Source organism: Microbacterium sp. ZW T5_45 (assembly GCF_044987415.1).
Taxonomy (GTDB): Bacteria; Actinomycetota; Actinomycetes; order Actinomycetales; family Microbacteriaceae; genus Microbacterium.
In genome coordinates, this window is sequence record NZ_JBJDRJ010000006.1 from 17,462 (window position 1) to 32,292 (window position 14,831).

The following is a 14,831-nucleotide window of genomic DNA, read 5'->3' on the forward strand; positions in this document are numbered from 1 at the left end:
ACCGAAACACTGACTGTGTGCGGTCACAGTTCTAACACAAATGCCGCGTCACACGCCATCCGCGGATCCTCTAGTTGACAAGTGTTTGCGGACTGTGTGTAACTAGGAGCGCTCACAGGCACACCGTCGTCCTTTGGATCGCGGGGCCGCCGGGCATCCGCAATCACAGCTTTCGACAAGGAGGACGAATGCGTGCAGCATTCCGCAGCGGCGCCGTGGCGACGCTGGCAACAGCAGCGCTCATCATCACGGGCTGCTCAGCAGACACAGGTTCGGCGGGCACCGCCGAGGACCCGATCGAACTCACCTATTGGACATGGGCCGACCTCGACGAGGTGGTCGACCTCTGGAACGAGGAGCACCCCGAGATCCAGGTCACCGTCAACAAGCAGGACGGCGGTGACCCCGCGATAACCAAGCTCCTCACCGCCATCAAGGCCGGCAGCGGTGCGCCCGACCTGATCCAGGCCGAGTATCAGAAGATCCCGACGCTGGTGGCATCCGAGGCGCTCGCCGATCTCTCGGGCACGATCGACGGTGAACTCGCCGGTGAGTTCACCGAGGGGGTGTGGGATTCTGTCACGCTCGGAAGTGACGCCGTCTACGCGATTCCGCAGGACACCGGGCCGATGATGTTCTACTACCGGGCGGACATCTTTGAGCAACACGGGCTCACCGTGCCCACGACGTGGGACGAGTACGCAGAGACTGCTCGCGCTTTGCGGGCGGCCGACCCGAATGCCTATCTGGGCACCTTCTCTGCCAATGATGCTGGCTGGTTCGCTGGGCTCGCGCAGCAGGCGGCGGCCGAGTGGTGGTCTATCGACAGCGATTCGTGGGGCGTCGGTATCGACGAGGCCCCCACCAGGCAGGTCGCCGAGTTCTGGGGCGGCCTCGTTGAAGAGGGCGTCATCGACAATAAGCCGATGTACACGCCCGAGTGGAACGCCGCATTGAACGACGGCACGCAGGCCGGCTGGCTCGGCGCAGTTTGGAGTCCCGGTGTGCTCAGCGGCAACGCAGCCGACACCGCTGGTCTCTGGAAGGCAGCACCACTGCCCACCTGGGGCGGGGAACCAACGAATGGAAATTGGGGCGGCTCGTCCACGGCGGTCACCTCTCAGTCCAAGCACGTCGAGGCTGCCACCGAGTTCGCGACGTGGCTGAACACCGACCCAGAGGCCGTGCAAGTGCTGGTCGACACGGCCAGCATTTACCCGGCATCCACGGATGCCGCAGCATCCGCCCTCACAGAAGCACCGGAGTTCTTCAGCAACCAGCCCGACTTCTACGACATCGCAGCAGATGCCGCGGCATCCGTCGTGCCGTTCCAGTACGGCCCGAACGTGAACGTCGCGTTCAGCGCCTACAACGATGAGTTCGCGAAGGCAGCAGAAGCGAAGACCGCCGACGCTTTCACCGCGTCGGTCGCAGCGATGCAGAAGATCACGGTCGACGACCTCGAGTCGAGCGGCTTCACCGTCACCAAGTAGATCGCCGCCGGTCGAGGAGTCCGCACGACATGACTCCTCGACCGGCACCCGCACCACCCGGAAGGAACGAACATGACCGCCACGGTCGAAGCTTCACGCGACGCGACGCGACGCACACCGGCCAAGCCCGCTCAGCGGAGGCCGGGCACTGCTCGCCGCCACCTCACGCCGTGGATGATGCTCACCCCCGGCATCGTCCTGTTCACCCTGTTCATGGCGGCGCCGATCCTCTATACGTTCGGGCTCTCGTTCCAGGGCGAGTTCGTGCAGGGGCTCGGGCTCGGCTCAGGCGCACGCACCCGGGAGTTCGTAGCCTTCGACAACTATGCCGCGGCCCTCAGCGACCCCGAGTTCCTCGCAAGCGTCGGGCGGGTGCTGCTATACGGACTCATCCTCGTGCCCACGATGCTCGGTCTCGCGTTGCTGTTCGCATTGCTGCTCGACGCCCGCCGCACTGGCGCCAAGGGCTTCTCCCGCGTCTCGATCTTCCTTCCCTACGCTGTGCCGGCTGTCATCTCGTCGCTGCTGTGGGGCTTCCTGTACCTGCCTGCCGTCAGCCCGTTCTACTGGATCTTCGAACGCCTCGGCTGGGATGTGCCGTCGATGCTCTCACCCGGCCTTGTTGTCTTCGCCATCGCGAACATCGGGCTCTGGGGCGGTGTCGGCTTCAATATGATCGTCATGTACACCTCGCTGAAAGCCGTGCCGAGCGAAATCTACGAGGCGGCACGCATTGACGGTGCATCCGAAGTACAGATCGCCTGGCGCATCAAAGTACCGATCATCATGCCCGCACTCGTCATGACCGCACTGTTCTCGATGATCGCCACTCTGCAGGTCTTCGCCGAGCCGACCACGCTCCGTCCGCTCACGAACAGTCTCTCCACCAGTTGGTCACCGCTGATGCTCGTGTACCGCGACGCGTTCATCCGCGACGACATCTACTCGGCCGCGGCAACATCCGTCGTCATCGCGCTGGCGACCTTCGCAATCTCCTTCATCTTCCTTCGCGTCGTGCAGCGACGCGCCTTCGGCCAGGAGGACTGAGCCATGACCATCACCACTGAGACCCGCGCCGCCGTGCTGCCCGAACTCGACACGGCATCGGCTCGCCGTGCGCGCCGTGCAGGGAGCCGTCGGCAGTTTGGATCGAGCGGCGGCGACCGACGCGTGCCGATCGCTGCCGGCTCGACCGCGGTGCTGCTGCTCGGCGCTCTCTACTGCCTGTTACCGGTTGCCTGGGTGGTGATCGCGTCAACGAAGGACGCCTCCGAGCTCTTCTCGACGTTCACCTTTGCGCCGAGCACCCACCTTTGGGACAACATCGTCGCGTTGACCGAGTATCGCGACGGCCTCTACTGGCGTTGGATGCTGAACACCGCCCTCTACGCCGGTGTTGGTGCGATCATCTCGACCTACGTGTCGGCGCTGTCCGGCTATGCGCTGGCGAGGTACACGTTCCCCGGCAAGGGGGTCGTGTTCAAGGCGCTTCTCATGGGAGTTCTCGTGCCCGGTGTCATCCTCGCCATTCCGCAGTACCTGCTGCTCGCGCAGGCCGGCCTCACGAACTCCTACTGGTCAGTGCTGCTGCCTCAGCTGATCAGTCCGTACGGGATCTACCTTGCGCGGATCTACGCCGCGGCCGCGGTGCCGACAGACATCATTGAGTCGGCCCGCACCGAGGGGGCGCGCGAACTATATATCTTCCACCGCATCGCCCTGCCGATGATGGGGCCCGGACTCGTGACGATCTTCCTCTTCCAGTTCGTCGCCGTATGGAACAACTTCATGCTGCCGTACATCATGCTCGGCAACGACGAACTCTTCCCGATCACGGTCGGTCTCTCCGGCCTGCTGAACCAAGGGGCGTCGATGCCAGCGATGTACACTCTCGTCATCATCGGCGCGTTGCTGTCGGTCCTGCCGTTGATCACGTTGTTCCTCGTGCTGCAGCGATACTGGCGCGTCGATCTTGCAGCCGGCGCGGTGAAGGCGTGAGAGCTCTAGGCTGATCGTCGTGACAGAATCCTCCGCGCGTCGGCGCCCGACGATCGACGACGTCGCCCGAGAGTCCGGCGTCTCGCGCGGCACGGTCTCACGTGTCCTCAACGGAGGGCACTGGGTCAGCCCCGCCGCCGCTGTCGCCGTCGAGCGTGCGATCAAGAAAACCGGCTACCGGATTAATCCGCACGCGCGGAACCTCGCGACAGCGCGGGCGAACTCTGTCGCGTTTCTGTTGACCGAATCACAGGATCGGCTTTTCGAGGACCCCAACTTCTCGGTGCTCATGCGCGGAGCCGCCGATGCCCTCGCCGCACGCGACATCCCGCTCGTACTGCTCATGGCCGGTTCCGATGACGAGCAGCGGCGGGCGACCGAGTTCATCATGGCCGGACACGTCGACGGGGCGTTGCTTGTCTCGTCGCACCGTGGGCGCGAAGGGTTCCTGAAGACGCTCGTGGCCGCAGAGCTGCCATTGGTGGCGTGCGGGGTACCGCTTGGCTACGAGCGGCGCATCGGATATGTGGCCGCCGATGATCTTGAAGGCGCGCGCGACATGGTGGCGTTCCTGCGCGACGGCAGCCGTGCACCGGCGGGCGGTTCAGAAGTCGAGACCCAGCAACGGTCGGACTCGTCCCTGCGCGGCCGCTCTCGTATCGCCACCATCACGGGGCCCCTGGACACCTCCGGCGGCATCTGCCGCCTGGAGGGATATCGGCTCGAACTCGGCGACGCGTTCGACGAACGGCTCGTCGCCGAGGGCGACTACTCACGCGCGAGCGGGGCCCGTGCCATGGAGCAACTGCTCGACCGGGTGCCGGACCTCGATGCGGTGTTCGCGGCGAACGATGTGATGGCCGTCGGTGCGATGGACGTGTTGCGCGAACACGGTATACAAGTGCCGGAGGATGTCGCCGTCGCCGGGTTCGATGACGCCCCGATCGCGACCCGGGTCGAACCCGCCCTCACGACCATGCGTCAGCCGCTCGAGCGCATCGCCCACGAGATGGTGCGGATGCTGCTCGATGTGATCGACGGACAACCCGCCGGCCGCATGACCTTGCCGACGGAGTTGGTGGTGCGGGCGTCGATCTAGCCCCATACAAGACAACTCCGTCCCACGCCGCAGGGACGGAGCTGTTTTCTCGGGTTAGTTCAATGCCTGTTGGAGGTCGGCGATGATGTCGTCGATGTGTTCGAGGCCGATGCTCAGGCGGATCATCCCCGGAGCGATCCCGGCATCCAGGAGCTGTTCAGGCGTCAGTTGCGAGTGCGTGGTCGATGCGGGGTGGATGACGAGTGAACGGACGTCGCCGATGTTGGCTAGGTGGCTGAACAGGGACAAGCTGCGGACGAACTCGCGGCCCGCGTCGATGCCTCCGACGATCTCGAAAGAGAACACCGACCCGACGCCTTTGGGCGCATACTTCTTGGCGGCTGCATGCCACGGAGATGCGGGAAGTCCGGCGTGATGGACCATGGCTACTCTCGGATGCTGCGACAGCCACGCTGCGACCGTGAGCGCGTTGCTGCAGTGGCGCTCCATCCGCAGGCTCAGAGTCTCGATGCCCTGCATGATCTGCCAGGCGCTGGCCGGGGCGATTGCCGGGCCTAGGTCGCGCAGTAGCTGCACGCGGGCTTTGAAGATGAACGCGAGTTCGTCGCCGACGGCCTCCGTGTACCGGAGACCGTTGTACGACTTGTCGGGGGCGTTGAGTTCGGGGAACCGGTCCGCATGCGCGGACCAGGGGAATCGGCCGCCGTCGACGATCGCCCCACCGAGCACGGTTCCGTGCCCGCCGAGGAACTTCGTTGCCGAATGGATGATGACGTCCGCGCCGTGCTCGAACGGACGGATCAAGTACGGGGTGGCGATCGTGTTATCCACGACCAGGGGGATACCGGCGTCGTGGGCGATTTCCGCAACGGCAGTGATATCGAGCACATCGGTGCGCGGATTGCCGATCGTCTCGGCGAACAGCAGGCGGGTGTTAGGGCGGATGGCTCGCCGCCACTCATCCATATCGTCCTGATCGCGCACGAATGTCGTCTCGATGCCAAGCCTGGCCAGGGTGTGTGCGAACAGGTTGTGTGTGCCGCCATAGATGCCGCTTGAAGAGACGATGTGATCGCCGGCGCCAGCGATGTTCAGCACGGCAACGGTCTCCGCAGACTGGCCGCTGGCGAGCATCAGTGCGCCGGTACCGCCCTCTAGCGCGGCCAGGCGTTCCTCGACGACCGCGGTGGTCGGGTTCATCATTCGGGTGTAGATGTTCCCGGGCCGTGACAGCGAGAAGAGGTCGGCGGCCTGGTCGGCATCTTCGAACACGTACGACGTCGTCTGGTATATCGGCGTAGCTCGGGCGCCCGTCGTCGGATCCGGTGCCGCGCCCGCATGGATCTGCCGTGTCTCGAATCGCCATTCCTGCATGACTGGGCTCCTCCGCCTTCACTTCTCGTCGCGTCTCCGCTTCGACTGGAGGTCAGTTTGGACGCAAGATGCATTCTAGTTGCGTTGATCGGTTCTTGCGCCTTCGGCGGCCATGTGGCGTCCGCCACGATCTCCAGGATGCCACCGTGTCGTTGCGCGGGAGAGTATGCGCTTGGACCAGTGAATTACGACATCGGCTGTTGGAATAATACCCTTGGGGGTATATTTGGTTCCATGGCAACGATCGAGATCACCAAGGACAACCTGCAGAGCGCTATCGAGGGCGAGGGTATCGTTCTGCTCGACTTCTGGGCGGAGTGGTGTGGGCCGTGCCGTGCCTTTGGGCCCGTGTTCGAGAAGGCCTCCGAGGATAGCGACGACATCGTCTTCGGGAAGGTGGACACCGAAGCGCAGCGCGAGCTGGCTGCAAGCTTCCAGATCACCTCGATCCCGACGCTGATGGCGTTCCGCGACGGCATCCTCGTCTTCTCCCAGCCCGGGGCGTTGGGTCCGGTGCAGCTGGGACAGGTGATCTCCGGGGTCCGGGGCCTGGACATGGACGAGGTGCGCACCAAGGTCGAGGAGGCCACCCGCGCCGGGGGCTCCATGCCGTGAGCGTGGCTGTTCGCCGCGGAGAGTGGTGATCAGAGATATGTGCAGAGCGGTCACCTGCCGTGTGTGCAGGGCGACCATCCACTCCCGCATGTTCGGGCGATAGCCGAGAGGACCAACCATGCTGCTGGAACGCATTTACGACGAGGATCTCGCTCAAGCGAGCTACATCATCGGCTGCCAGACGACAGGCGAGGCGCTCGTCGTCGACCCGCGCCGCGACATCGGTGTCTATCTGGACATCACCGAAAAGAACGGCATGCGTATCGTCGCGGTCGCGGAGACGCATATCCACGCCGACTATCTCTCCGGCACCCGCGAGCTCGCAGCCGCGACCGGTGCCGCCGTCTATGTCAGCGACGAGGGCGGTCCCGACTGGACGTACGGCAGCGGCTTCGACGATGCGGTGCGCATGAAGAACGCGCACCGCATCCGTTTCGGCAACATCACCGTCGAGGCGGTGCACACTCCTGGCCATACTCCCGAGCACCTGTCCTTTCTCGTCACGGACGGCGCACAGTCGGACGAGCCCGGGTTCATGCTCACCGGTGATTTCGTGTTCGTCGGTGATCTTGGACGCCCGGATCTGCTCGATGAGGCCGCTGGCGGCGTCGACACCCGCTTTCAGGGAGCCAGGGATCTGTTCGCAAGTCTCCGTAACCGCTTCCTGACCCTGCCCGACTACGTACAGGTGCTCCCCGCCCACGGATCCGGGTCGGCCTGCGGCAAAGCGCTGGGATCGATCGCCGCGTCTACGGTCGGCTACGAGCGTCGCTTCTCCTGGTGGGCGAAATACCTCGCAGACGACGATGAGCAGGGATTCATCGACGATCTGCTGCACGGGCAGCCTGACGCGCACGCCTACTTCGGCCGCATGAAGACGCAGAACCGGATCGGCCCGAAGGTGATCGGCAAGGCACCCGTGCTGCACGAGTACACGGCCGCCGAACTGGCCGACGAGGTCGCTGCCGACCGGGCGATCTTCGTCGACACCCGCACCCACGACGACGTGCACACGGGTACAGTGACGCGGTCGCTGAACATCCCGGGTGTCGCGAAGGCGGCCAGCTACGGCGCATGGGTTTATAACCCTGAGGCAGAGCATCGCCCGCTCGTGCTGCTCTCCTCTTCGCGCGAGGAAGCCGAAGAGCTGCGGGATCATCTGCTCCGCGTCGGAATCGACACCGTGCGCGGGTTCATCACCTCCCTCGAGAGCATCGACCTCGTCACACCGACGATCGTGAGGCCGGAGGAACTCAACCGGTTCGAGCGTGTGCTTCTGCTCGACGTCCGCAACAAGGCCGAGTATGCGGCCGGCCACCTTCCTGGCGCCGAGCAGCTCTCCGGCGGTCGCGTGCTCTGGCATCTTGACCAGCTCCCCGCGACGAACGCCGGCACCATCGTCACCTACTGTCAAAGCGGGGTGCGCAACAGCGTCACAGCCAGCGCGTTGCGCCGTGCCGGATACGACATCGCCGAACTCGACGGCAGTTACCTCGGATGGACCGCGATTTCCGGGAATATCCCGGTCGCATCATGATTCCGCGGGACGCAAGGGAATCATACGGTTCATCGTAGCGATCACACCACTCGGCCTCGAATGAGGCTGAGACCCCTTCTGGCAGAAAGAGAGATCCCTTGGACGACGACACCATCATCCTTGACGTGCGCACGCCTGACGAGTACGCGAGTGGGCACCTCGCAGGCGCCCGATTGCTCGACTACGCTGGCGGCGAGGTCGCCGCTGCGGTGCCACACCTCGATCCCGATGCCGATTACCTGCTCTACTGCCGTTCCGGGAATCGCTCCGGGCAGGCGCTGGAGCTTATGGAGCGGGCCGGGTTCACCTCGCTGACCAACCTCGGCTCGCTGGCTGACGCCGCCGATGCCATTGGCCTTCCGATCGTCCGATGAACATCGAATCTTGTGAGGAGATTGATCGACATGTTCCGTAAATTGAATCGGGTGGCAATGTGCCGCTCCGGATACGGTGTGCGCACCGTGCAGGGCGTCGTTGCCGTGGTAGTCGCGGCATTCGCGGTGGGTGCAGGATGGAGCCAGCCCGTCATCGCGATCGTTGCTGGTGTGCTCGCCCTGGGGATCGCTGCGATGGCGGTCACGGGACGGTGCCCGCTCTCCCCGGGGTCTGCCGATCAGGACGCGGGAGAGCCGGTTGAGGTGACGTTCATGGACGCGAGGGATCTCGTTGACATCACCGCGTCGGGGAGGAAGGGGGAATGTGATGAGCGCTGAATCGGTCGAAGCCAAGAGGCGTGTGGCGAACCGTCTTCGACGAGCACGGGGACAGCTGGACGCGGTGATCTCCGCGGTGGAGGCGGACGCGCCGTGCCGCGATGTGGTCACCCAGCTCTCCGCAGTGACGCACGCGCTGCGGCGAGCCGGATTCGTCGTCGTCGCAACTGCGATGGAGGAGTGCCTCGCCGAACCCGCCCCGGGAGATGAGGACGATCCATTGACGACGTTGGAACTGGAGAAGCTGTTCCTTTCCCTTGCCTGAGCTGAGCGGGTGGTCGCGACCGCCCGCTCAGCTCAGAGTCGGATGTAGGCGGCTCCGGCCCACTGTTCCTCGACGATGGCAACGGGAGCAGTGGGAATGATCTCGACGCCGTCGGGGATATCGGCCTCGTCGATGTTGCGGCGGTGCAGTCCTATCCGGCAGACGCCGACCTCGACGCCGTCGGGTACATCCTCCGGCGCCAGCGCGGGCACGGCGCCGAGGGCTGCACCGTTGACGATGATGCGCACCCGGGCGTCGGGGAATGCTTCGCGCAGCGTCGAGGCGGTGCCCACGGCGCGAGGGACGTCTTCGGGGGCGTCGAAGGCGTGGATGACGACGGCGCGGCCTCTGGACTGGTTCTCTTTCATGGTTTTCCTTTCAGTCACGGCGACACGAATGCGCCGTGTGGGCGAGGGGTCAGCGGTCACTGACGACGACGAGGAGGGGACGCCCGGTGGGTCCGATGAGGGCGGCTCCGCGGCTGGTGATTCGGTCAGGCACGTCGACGCGCAGAGCGGTTGCACGGGCTGTGCCGGTGGCGCTGTCGTATACATGGATGCCGTCGGGCGTACGTAGATAGAGTGCGCCACGGCCGGCGGAGACGAGGGTGCTGTCCGCTGGCGAATCGTGCTCCCAGGCCAGAGCGCCGGTGTCGTCGTAGCCGGTCAGGTGGTCGCCGAGAGCGATGAGCGTGCCTGTGGAGTCGTCGACGGTGGCGTCTTGCACGTCGCGGGCGAGGATCGCACCGTCGCCGAGCCGGATGAGGGTGTACCCGGAAGCTGCGTCGCCGAGCATCGCTGCGTCGTCGCTGAGCTGTATGTCCTCCATCACGCTCGCCCCGGCCGTGGCCCATCCCACTTCCTCGAGCGGGAGAGACCAGAGGACCTGCTCGCCGTCGCTCGTCGCTGTGAGCTCGTCCTGATCGGCTATGAGGACGATGCCGCCCTGTTCTCCGACGATGCGGGCGCCGGGGAGTTCTCGCTCGTCCGCAAGGATCGTCCCGGCGGACGGGTCGAGGGCAACGCGCGGCCCGCTGCTGCCCATGAACTGCTCCGGCGGTGCGGCGAACACCAATCCGGGTCCCTGGTGCGGGCCGGGCACCTTCACTGGTCCCCAGATCTCCTCTCCGGTGCGCAGGTCGTACCCGGTCGCCGTGGAGACGACGAAGGTGTCCGTACCCGCTCTGAGGTCCATGAGCACCCCGATGGGTCGATCCGCGGCCATGGTGGCAACGGATGCGGAGCAGATCATCGGCCGCTCTGCCTCCCACAGCACGGAGCCGGTATCCGATACCGCGCTGAACACCACTCGGTCGGTTTCCTCGCGCAGGCCGAGGAAGATCCCGCCCGCCTCTTGAGGGGTTGCTATCCACCCCGGATCAAGAAGGGGCGCGTTTTCGAACTCCTCCGGCAGTGCGAGGTTCGTCGCTGCTGCTGTGGGAGCCGGGGCGTCGACCCCGTACGGGGTCGGATCGAGATCTGCTGGCCTGCCGTCAACGATGCCGTCGGAGGAACAGGCGGAGAGTGCTACGGTCGCGCATGCGAGAACGGTGACTCCTCGCAGGAGCGATCGTCTGGTCATGATCTGGCCTCCGCAGCTGGCTGCGGATCCGCCCGGTGGGCTCGGGACCGTCTGCGGGCGAGTGCCCACCCGACCAAAGCGAGGACGGTGAGCGCTAAGATCGCGATGATGTCGAAGACCGGATCCGCCAGGAGCTCGCCACGCACCTGGAGCCAGCTCAGCAGATCGGTGGGGACCGGGCTAGGCAGGCTGACCAGGCCGTTGGTGAACCAGAACAGCACCCCCACCCCGGCGATCAGAAGACCGGTGATGACGGAGGTGGTGTGGAACTCCCGTCCGTGCACGTGAAACGTGCGGCCACGCAGCATCCCACGCCCACGTGCTCCGAGCCGCTGCCACACCGCGGCGATCACCACCAGGGGGACGACCATGCCCGCGCCGTAGACGGCCAGCAGCACGCCCGCGCTCCATAGATCGCCCTGGGCGAGCGCGATCGTCAGGATCGTGCCGAGGATGGGGCCGGCGCAGAAGCCCGCGACCCCGCCGACCGCTCCGAGCAGGAAGGTGCGCACCAGGCCCGTGCCGGTGGCGGCTTTCTGCTGAAGCGCCGACGCACCCGGGAACAGGCGGGATAGGTCGAATCCGAAACCGAAGATCTGCGCGACCCCCAGCGTCACGAGTACGACCGAGGTGACCGCGATGATCAGGCCTCGCTCGGACATGATGAGGGATCCCAGGGCGCCGATACCCAGCCCGAACGGCACCAGAGTGACCAGCAGGCCGAGATAGAACACGGCGCCGTGCGCGAGCAGCCGTAGCCGGACTCCCACCGTCGATGCGAAGAAGGCGGGCAGAAGCAATGCGCTGCACGGGCTGAGCAGAGCGAGCATCCCGCCCAAGAATGCCGTGACGAAGCCGATCTCCACGTCAGTCCTTCTCCGACAGCGCGTTCTCGATGATGTCCGTGAACACGCTGCTCGGCTGCGCGCCGACAACCGCCCGTCCATCGAGGATGAACGACGGCGTGCCGGTGACGCCGAGGTCTCGTCCCTCCTGCGCGGTCTTCTCGACCTGCTCACGAACCGCGGCAGAGCCCATGTCGGCGACGAAGCGGTCGACGTCCAACCCGAGTTGCCCGGCCAGGTCCTGAAGAGCCTCGTCGGTCAGCTGATCGGCGGGACGGTGTTCCCCGCCCGCATACAGCGCGTCGTGGAACTCCCAGTACTGCCCCTGCAGGCCGGCGGCATGCGCGGCGCGCGCCGCACGTTCCGAGGGCTCACCGTACATATTGATGTCGCGCCATTCGATACGCAGATCACCCGCCTCGGCATATTCCATCATCTCCGGGAGCGTGTCCTGGCTCCACTTCGCGCAGAACGGGCATTGGTAGTCGGAGAACACCACCAGGGCGACCGGTGCGTCCTCGGGGCCGGCCGCCTCGACGTCGTCCGGGTCTCGCCGCTCGATCTCCTTCAGCTCGGGACGCTCCGGCGGCACGGCCGTCAACCCGTCCATGGTCTCGCCGCCGGCCTCCGCCGCGGGAGGCGTGGTCTGGTCCCGCACCTGCAGAACCACGAGGGCCAACAGCAGGGCAGCGATGAGGAGGATGCCAGCGGGCACCAACCATCCGGAAGCCTTCCGGCTCGTCTTCGGCTCAGTCATGCAGGACGCTCCTCATCGTTGTGCCCGGCGCCACAGGAACGGTTGCACCGAGAATCGGTCTACTATCTTACATAGTTGACTATGTAAGATAGTAGACCATGAGGCATAGTAGTCACATGAGTCGCTTCACCGCTTGGGTCAGCCGGCAGATGTCATCCGTTGTTATCGCTGCGCGGGCATTGCGTTCCTGGGGGCCAAGGCAGATCATCACCGCGGTCGTCGCCGCTCTCGCCACCGCGCTAGTGATCGGGGTGGCGACGGTGCTGATCCCGAACTCGTTCTTCGCCCGTGACATCCCTCCGGTGTGGTGGAACTACCCGGTGTGGATCCTCACATCCGCGATGACCGGCATTCTGACCGCCACCTATATCCGTCCGCGCGACGCGGATGGGTCCGTTGCCGATGAACCCACCGACGGCTCGGCGATACTCGCGAACGGCGAGGGCGCCAGTGATCGCAGGGGTGGGCGGTTCGCCGTCGCCGGGGGCTTGCTCGCCTGGTTTGCGGTGGGATGTCCGGTCTGCAACAAGATCGCGCTCCTGGCGCTCGGCTATACCGGTGCGCTGACCTGGTTCGCCCCCCTGCAGCCCGTGCTCGCGATCACCGCGATGGTCTTCTCCACGGTCGCTGTCGTCTGGCGGCTCAAGGGACAGGTCGCGTGCCCGCTGCCTGCCGCACGAGAGACAGTGCCCGTATGACGAGCGAAGAACGCGGCGGACCGCTGCGCCTGGGCACCTTGGAACAGCAGGTGATGGATGTCCTGTGGGACCAGGCGCCGGTGAGTATCCGCGAACTGATCGACAGTCTCGGCGGCACGCACGCCTACACCACGATCGCCACAGTCCTGGGCAACCTCGAACGCAAGCGGCTCGTCCGCCCCGAGAAGGAAGGGCGTTCCGTCCGGTACGCGCCTCGCTGCACCCGCGAGATGCATGCGGCCCGACTGATGGAGCAGGCGCTGTCCACCAGCAACGACCGAGCCACATCCATCCTGCACTTCATCCACGCGATCGACCCCCGCGATGTCCAGCTTCTGCGGGAGTATCTCGCTGGGCGGGAGGACGACGGATGAACGCGGTCCTGGTCCCGTCCGTGCTCGCGCTGGTGCTCGTCATCAGCGCGTTCGCCGGGCCCCGGCTGATTCGGACGGCAGCGCCGTTGCTCATGCGCGTGCCTCGTCTGGCCGTCATGGTGCTCGTCGCAGGTGTCGGCTTCTGGGCGCTGTCCGTCGCGTCCCTGAGTCTCATGCTCGCGTGGACAGTGACCGGCCCCAGCATTCTTCCCGCCCCTGCCGCGGACGTCTGCCAGCGTTGCCTTGCCGCTGCCAGCCCGTTTGGAACCGTCGGAACCATCGATACCGTGATCCCCTCGGCACTGCTGCTCCTTCTCCCAGCGCTCGGAGCTCTCGTCGCGACAGCGATCGGCATCAGGCGGTCGCTCGCTATCCGACGGCGTACCCGGGTACTGTCCCGGGAGATCCTTGCGACCGCACGGCTGCAGATCGTGAGCGAACACCGAGTCCTCGTCCTCGATGACGAACGGCCGATCGCATTTTCGCTGCCGCGACGATCCGGGGGCGTCGTCGTCTCCACCGGCCTCGTCACCGTCCTGGATGCGGATGAGCTCGCGGCCGTTCTCACGCACGAGCAGGAGCATGTGCGCGGCAAGCACCACCTCGTCCTCTCTCTCCTCGATCTCATGACCGCGTCCTTGCGGTGGGTGCCGCTGGCCAGGGACGTGGCGCACGCCGTCCCGCACTACCTGGAGATCGCCGCCGACAACGCTGCCCGACGACAGACCGGAACCCCGACGCTGGCCGGCGCCCTACTCAAGCTCGGCAGCCCCGACAAGGTCTTCACCGCTGCCCACGTGCATGACACGGCCAGTCCTGTCTTGCACGCCGCAGGCACCGACCGGATCGCGCGCCTCGTCCGCCCGCCGCGCCTGCGTCCAGCCGTGCTCCCCGCTGCCGCGCTCGCACTTCTCCTCGCGGCGTTCAGCGCTGCTGCCGTTGCCGTCCACGGACCTTACCTCTCCGTGATCCTCACTGGTTGCCACCTCCCGGCCTCGTGACTTCCGATTGTCTCGCCTCCGCGGTGAGGTGATCGTCTAACGGGTGAGGGTCGGGAAGCTCCACCGATAACACTCATGGCTCGATCAGGGCACTTGGAGCTCGTCATCCGAACGCGAATTGGCCAGGTTACCCCAGGGCTCGGCGGACAGCCTTCTTGAGCTGTGTCTTCTGCGGACGTTCGGGCTGCGCATCGTCGGCGGCGATCTGACCGAGGACGACCGCAGTGCCTGGATGCGCATCCATGTCTCGATGTCCGCTGGAAAGAGTCGGGCGACGAAGTGAGTCGATCCTGGCATCGAATACGCGACCTGGCCGCAACGATCAAGCCTTCAGCCGACTCCGTACCGCGCGCTCGGTGAGCACCGCGAAATAGTCAGTGACCCTGCTACTCGAGATCTTCTCGAGTTCCTCCCTGGCCAGCGACGAGATGTGCTCGCGGTTCACCTCGGTATAGCTCTCCGAGATGCGGTCGGTGACCTGCTTCACGATTTCGTCCGGGTCGATGTTGGTTGCCACAGT

At 65.5% G+C, this 14,831-nt stretch carries 18 protein-coding genes; 12 read left to right on the forward strand and 6 right to left on the reverse strand.

The genetic code is table 11. The annotated features are described in order from the left end of the window. Positions 1–188: 188 nt before the first annotated feature. The 4 genes from ACI3KS_RS04205 (at position 189) to ACI3KS_RS04220 (ending at position 4,590) form a co-directional block, all read left to right on the forward strand. The gene (locus tag ACI3KS_RS04205) at positions 189–1,493 is read left to right on the forward strand and encodes an ABC transporter substrate-binding protein (RefSeq protein ID WP_404915523.1); all 1,305 of its coding nucleotides are present in this window, start codon (positions 189–191) and stop codon (positions 1,491–1,493) included. 72 nt (positions 1,494–1,565) lie between these two features. Next, positions 1,566–2,540 (forward strand): carbohydrate ABC transporter permease, encoded by a 975-nt coding sequence (locus ACI3KS_RS04210; protein ID WP_404915525.1) that lies wholly within the window; start codon positions 1,566–1,568, stop codon positions 2,538–2,540. 3 nt (positions 2,541–2,543) lie between these two features. Further along, positions 2,544–3,491: a carbohydrate ABC transporter permease gene (locus ACI3KS_RS04215; protein WP_404915528.1), complete on the forward strand. Its 948-nt coding sequence runs from the start codon at positions 2,544–2,546 to the stop codon at positions 3,489–3,491. A gap of 19 nt (positions 3,492–3,510) precedes the next feature. Beyond that, positions 3,511–4,590, forward strand: a complete 1,080-nt coding sequence (locus tag ACI3KS_RS04220; RefSeq protein WP_404915530.1) for a LacI family DNA-binding transcriptional regulator — start codon at positions 3,511–3,513, stop codon at positions 4,588–4,590. A gap of 54 nt (positions 4,591–4,644) precedes the next feature. On the opposite strand, the gene ACI3KS_RS04225 is transcribed toward ACI3KS_RS04220, so the two are convergent. Next, on the reverse strand, positions 4,645–5,925 hold the full coding sequence (locus ACI3KS_RS04225) for a bifunctional o-acetylhomoserine/o-acetylserine sulfhydrylase (RefSeq protein ID WP_404915532.1): 1,281 nt from the start codon (positions 5,923–5,925) through the stop codon (positions 4,645–4,647). Between the two features lie 234 nt (positions 5,926–6,159). Between ACI3KS_RS04225 and ACI3KS_RS04230 the strand changes: the two genes are divergently transcribed. The 5 genes from ACI3KS_RS04230 (at position 6,160) to ACI3KS_RS04250 (ending at position 9,055) form a co-directional block, all read left to right on the forward strand. Then, positions 6,160–6,540, forward strand: coding sequence for a thioredoxin family protein (locus ACI3KS_RS04230; protein ID WP_404915534.1), 381 nt, complete (start codon positions 6,160–6,162; stop codon positions 6,538–6,540). A 118-nt stretch (positions 6,541–6,658) separates the two neighbouring features. After that, positions 6,659–8,077 (forward strand): rhodanese-like domain-containing protein, encoded by a 1,419-nt coding sequence (locus ACI3KS_RS04235; protein WP_404915536.1) that lies wholly within the window; start codon positions 6,659–6,661, stop codon positions 8,075–8,077. Between the two features lie 98 nt (positions 8,078–8,175). Further along, a complete protein-coding gene (locus ACI3KS_RS04240) occupies positions 8,176–8,451 on the forward strand; it encodes a rhodanese-like domain-containing protein (RefSeq protein ID WP_404915538.1) in 276 nt (91 codons plus the stop codon). Between the two features lie 21 nt (positions 8,452–8,472). Further along, positions 8,473–8,790, forward strand: a complete 318-nt coding sequence (locus ACI3KS_RS04245; RefSeq protein WP_404915540.1) for a hypothetical protein — start codon at positions 8,473–8,475, stop codon at positions 8,788–8,790. Further along, complete coding sequence (locus ACI3KS_RS04250; protein ID WP_404915542.1) at positions 8,780–9,055, forward strand: metal-sensitive transcriptional regulator; 276 nt, start codon at positions 8,780–8,782, stop codon at positions 9,053–9,055. Before ACI3KS_RS04245 ends, ACI3KS_RS04250 begins: the two co-directional genes overlap by 11 nt. A gap of 32 nt (positions 9,056–9,087) precedes the next feature. Here the strand turns inward: ACI3KS_RS04250 and ACI3KS_RS04255 are convergent, their stop codons facing one another. Genes ACI3KS_RS04255 through ACI3KS_RS04270 form a run of 4 tightly spaced genes read right to left on the reverse strand, consistent with a single transcriptional unit; the run spans position 9,088 to position 12,238 of the window. After that, positions 9,088–9,423: a hypothetical protein gene (locus ACI3KS_RS04255; RefSeq protein ID WP_404915544.1), complete on the reverse strand. Its 336-nt coding sequence runs from the start codon at positions 9,421–9,423 to the stop codon at positions 9,088–9,090. A 49-nt stretch (positions 9,424–9,472) separates the two neighbouring features. Further along, positions 9,473–10,636, reverse strand: coding sequence for a hypothetical protein (locus tag ACI3KS_RS04260; protein ID WP_404915546.1), 1,164 nt, complete (start codon positions 10,634–10,636; stop codon positions 9,473–9,475). Beyond that, the gene (locus ACI3KS_RS04265; protein ID WP_404915548.1) at positions 10,633–11,502 is read right to left on the reverse strand and encodes a cytochrome c biogenesis CcdA family protein; all 870 of its coding nucleotides are present in this window, start codon (positions 11,500–11,502) and stop codon (positions 10,633–10,635) included. Before ACI3KS_RS04265 ends, ACI3KS_RS04260 begins: the two co-directional genes overlap by 4 nt. A gap of 1 nt (position 11,503) precedes the next feature. Continuing rightward, positions 11,504–12,238: a DsbA family protein gene (locus tag ACI3KS_RS04270; protein ID WP_404915550.1), complete on the reverse strand. Its 735-nt coding sequence runs from the start codon at positions 12,236–12,238 to the stop codon at positions 11,504–11,506. A 116-nt stretch (positions 12,239–12,354) separates the two neighbouring features. Here ACI3KS_RS04270 and ACI3KS_RS04275 point away from each other — a divergent pair, with 116 nt between their 5' ends. From ACI3KS_RS04275 to ACI3KS_RS04285, 3 genes are read left to right on the forward strand one after another with little or no spacing between them, the layout of a single operon-like run. After that, complete coding sequence (locus ACI3KS_RS04275; protein WP_404915552.1) at positions 12,355–12,936, forward strand: hypothetical protein; 582 nt, start codon at positions 12,355–12,357, stop codon at positions 12,934–12,936. Beyond that, positions 12,933–13,310: a BlaI/MecI/CopY family transcriptional regulator gene (locus ACI3KS_RS04280; RefSeq protein WP_404915554.1), complete on the forward strand. Its 378-nt coding sequence runs from the start codon at positions 12,933–12,935 to the stop codon at positions 13,308–13,310. The genes ACI3KS_RS04275 and ACI3KS_RS04280 overlap by 4 nt, the downstream gene beginning before the upstream one ends. Further along, the gene (locus ACI3KS_RS04285; protein ID WP_404915556.1) at positions 13,307–14,311 is read left to right on the forward strand and encodes a M56 family metallopeptidase; all 1,005 of its coding nucleotides are present in this window, start codon (positions 13,307–13,309) and stop codon (positions 14,309–14,311) included. Before ACI3KS_RS04280 ends, ACI3KS_RS04285 begins: the two co-directional genes overlap by 4 nt. 322 nt (positions 14,312–14,633) lie before the next feature. Here the strand turns inward: ACI3KS_RS04285 and ACI3KS_RS04290 are convergent, their stop codons facing one another. Further along, positions 14,634–14,828, reverse strand: coding sequence for a three-helix bundle dimerization domain-containing protein (locus ACI3KS_RS04290; RefSeq protein WP_404915558.1), 195 nt, complete (start codon positions 14,826–14,828; stop codon positions 14,634–14,636). Positions 14,829–14,831: the final 3 nt, after the last annotated feature.

What these genes read in the sequence shown, in the direction of transcription:
- ACI3KS_RS04205 (WP_404915523.1), top strand. Translation starts at nt 189, where the DNA reads ATGCGTGCAGCATTCCGCAGCGGCGCCGTGGCGACGCTGGCAACAGCA.
- ACI3KS_RS04210 (WP_404915525.1), top strand. Translation starts at nt 1,566, where the DNA reads ATGACCGCCACGGTCGAAGCTTCACGCGACGCGACGCGACGCACACCG.
- ACI3KS_RS04215 (WP_404915528.1), top strand. Translation starts at nt 2,544, where the DNA reads ATGACCATCACCACTGAGACCCGCGCCGCCGTGCTGCCCGAACTCGAC.
- ACI3KS_RS04225 (WP_404915532.1), bottom strand. Translation starts at nt 5,925, where the DNA reads ATGCAGGAATGGCGATTCGAGACACGGCAGATCCATGCGGGCGCGGCA.
- ACI3KS_RS04230 (WP_404915534.1), top strand. Translation starts at nt 6,160, where the DNA reads ATGGCAACGATCGAGATCACCAAGGACAACCTGCAGAGCGCTATCGAG.
- ACI3KS_RS04235 (WP_404915536.1), top strand. Translation starts at nt 6,659, where the DNA reads ATGCTGCTGGAACGCATTTACGACGAGGATCTCGCTCAAGCGAGCTAC.
- ACI3KS_RS04250 (WP_404915542.1), top strand. Translation starts at nt 8,780, where the DNA reads ATGAGCGCTGAATCGGTCGAAGCCAAGAGGCGTGTGGCGAACCGTCTT.
- ACI3KS_RS04255 (WP_404915544.1), bottom strand. Translation starts at nt 9,423, where the DNA reads ATGAAAGAGAACCAGTCCAGAGGCCGCGCCGTCGTCATCCACGCCTTC.
- ACI3KS_RS04260 (WP_404915546.1), bottom strand. Translation starts at nt 10,636, where the DNA reads ATGACCAGACGATCGCTCCTGCGAGGAGTCACCGTTCTCGCATGCGCG.
- ACI3KS_RS04270 (WP_404915550.1), bottom strand. Translation starts at nt 12,238, where the DNA reads ATGACTGAGCCGAAGACGAGCCGGAAGGCTTCCGGATGGTTGGTGCCC.
- ACI3KS_RS04275 (WP_404915552.1), top strand. Translation starts at nt 12,355, where the DNA reads ATGAGTCGCTTCACCGCTTGGGTCAGCCGGCAGATGTCATCCGTTGTT.
- ACI3KS_RS04280 (WP_404915554.1), top strand. Translation starts at nt 12,933, where the DNA reads ATGACGAGCGAAGAACGCGGCGGACCGCTGCGCCTGGGCACCTTGGAA.
- ACI3KS_RS04285 (WP_404915556.1), top strand. Translation starts at nt 13,307, where the DNA reads ATGAACGCGGTCCTGGTCCCGTCCGTGCTCGCGCTGGTGCTCGTCATC.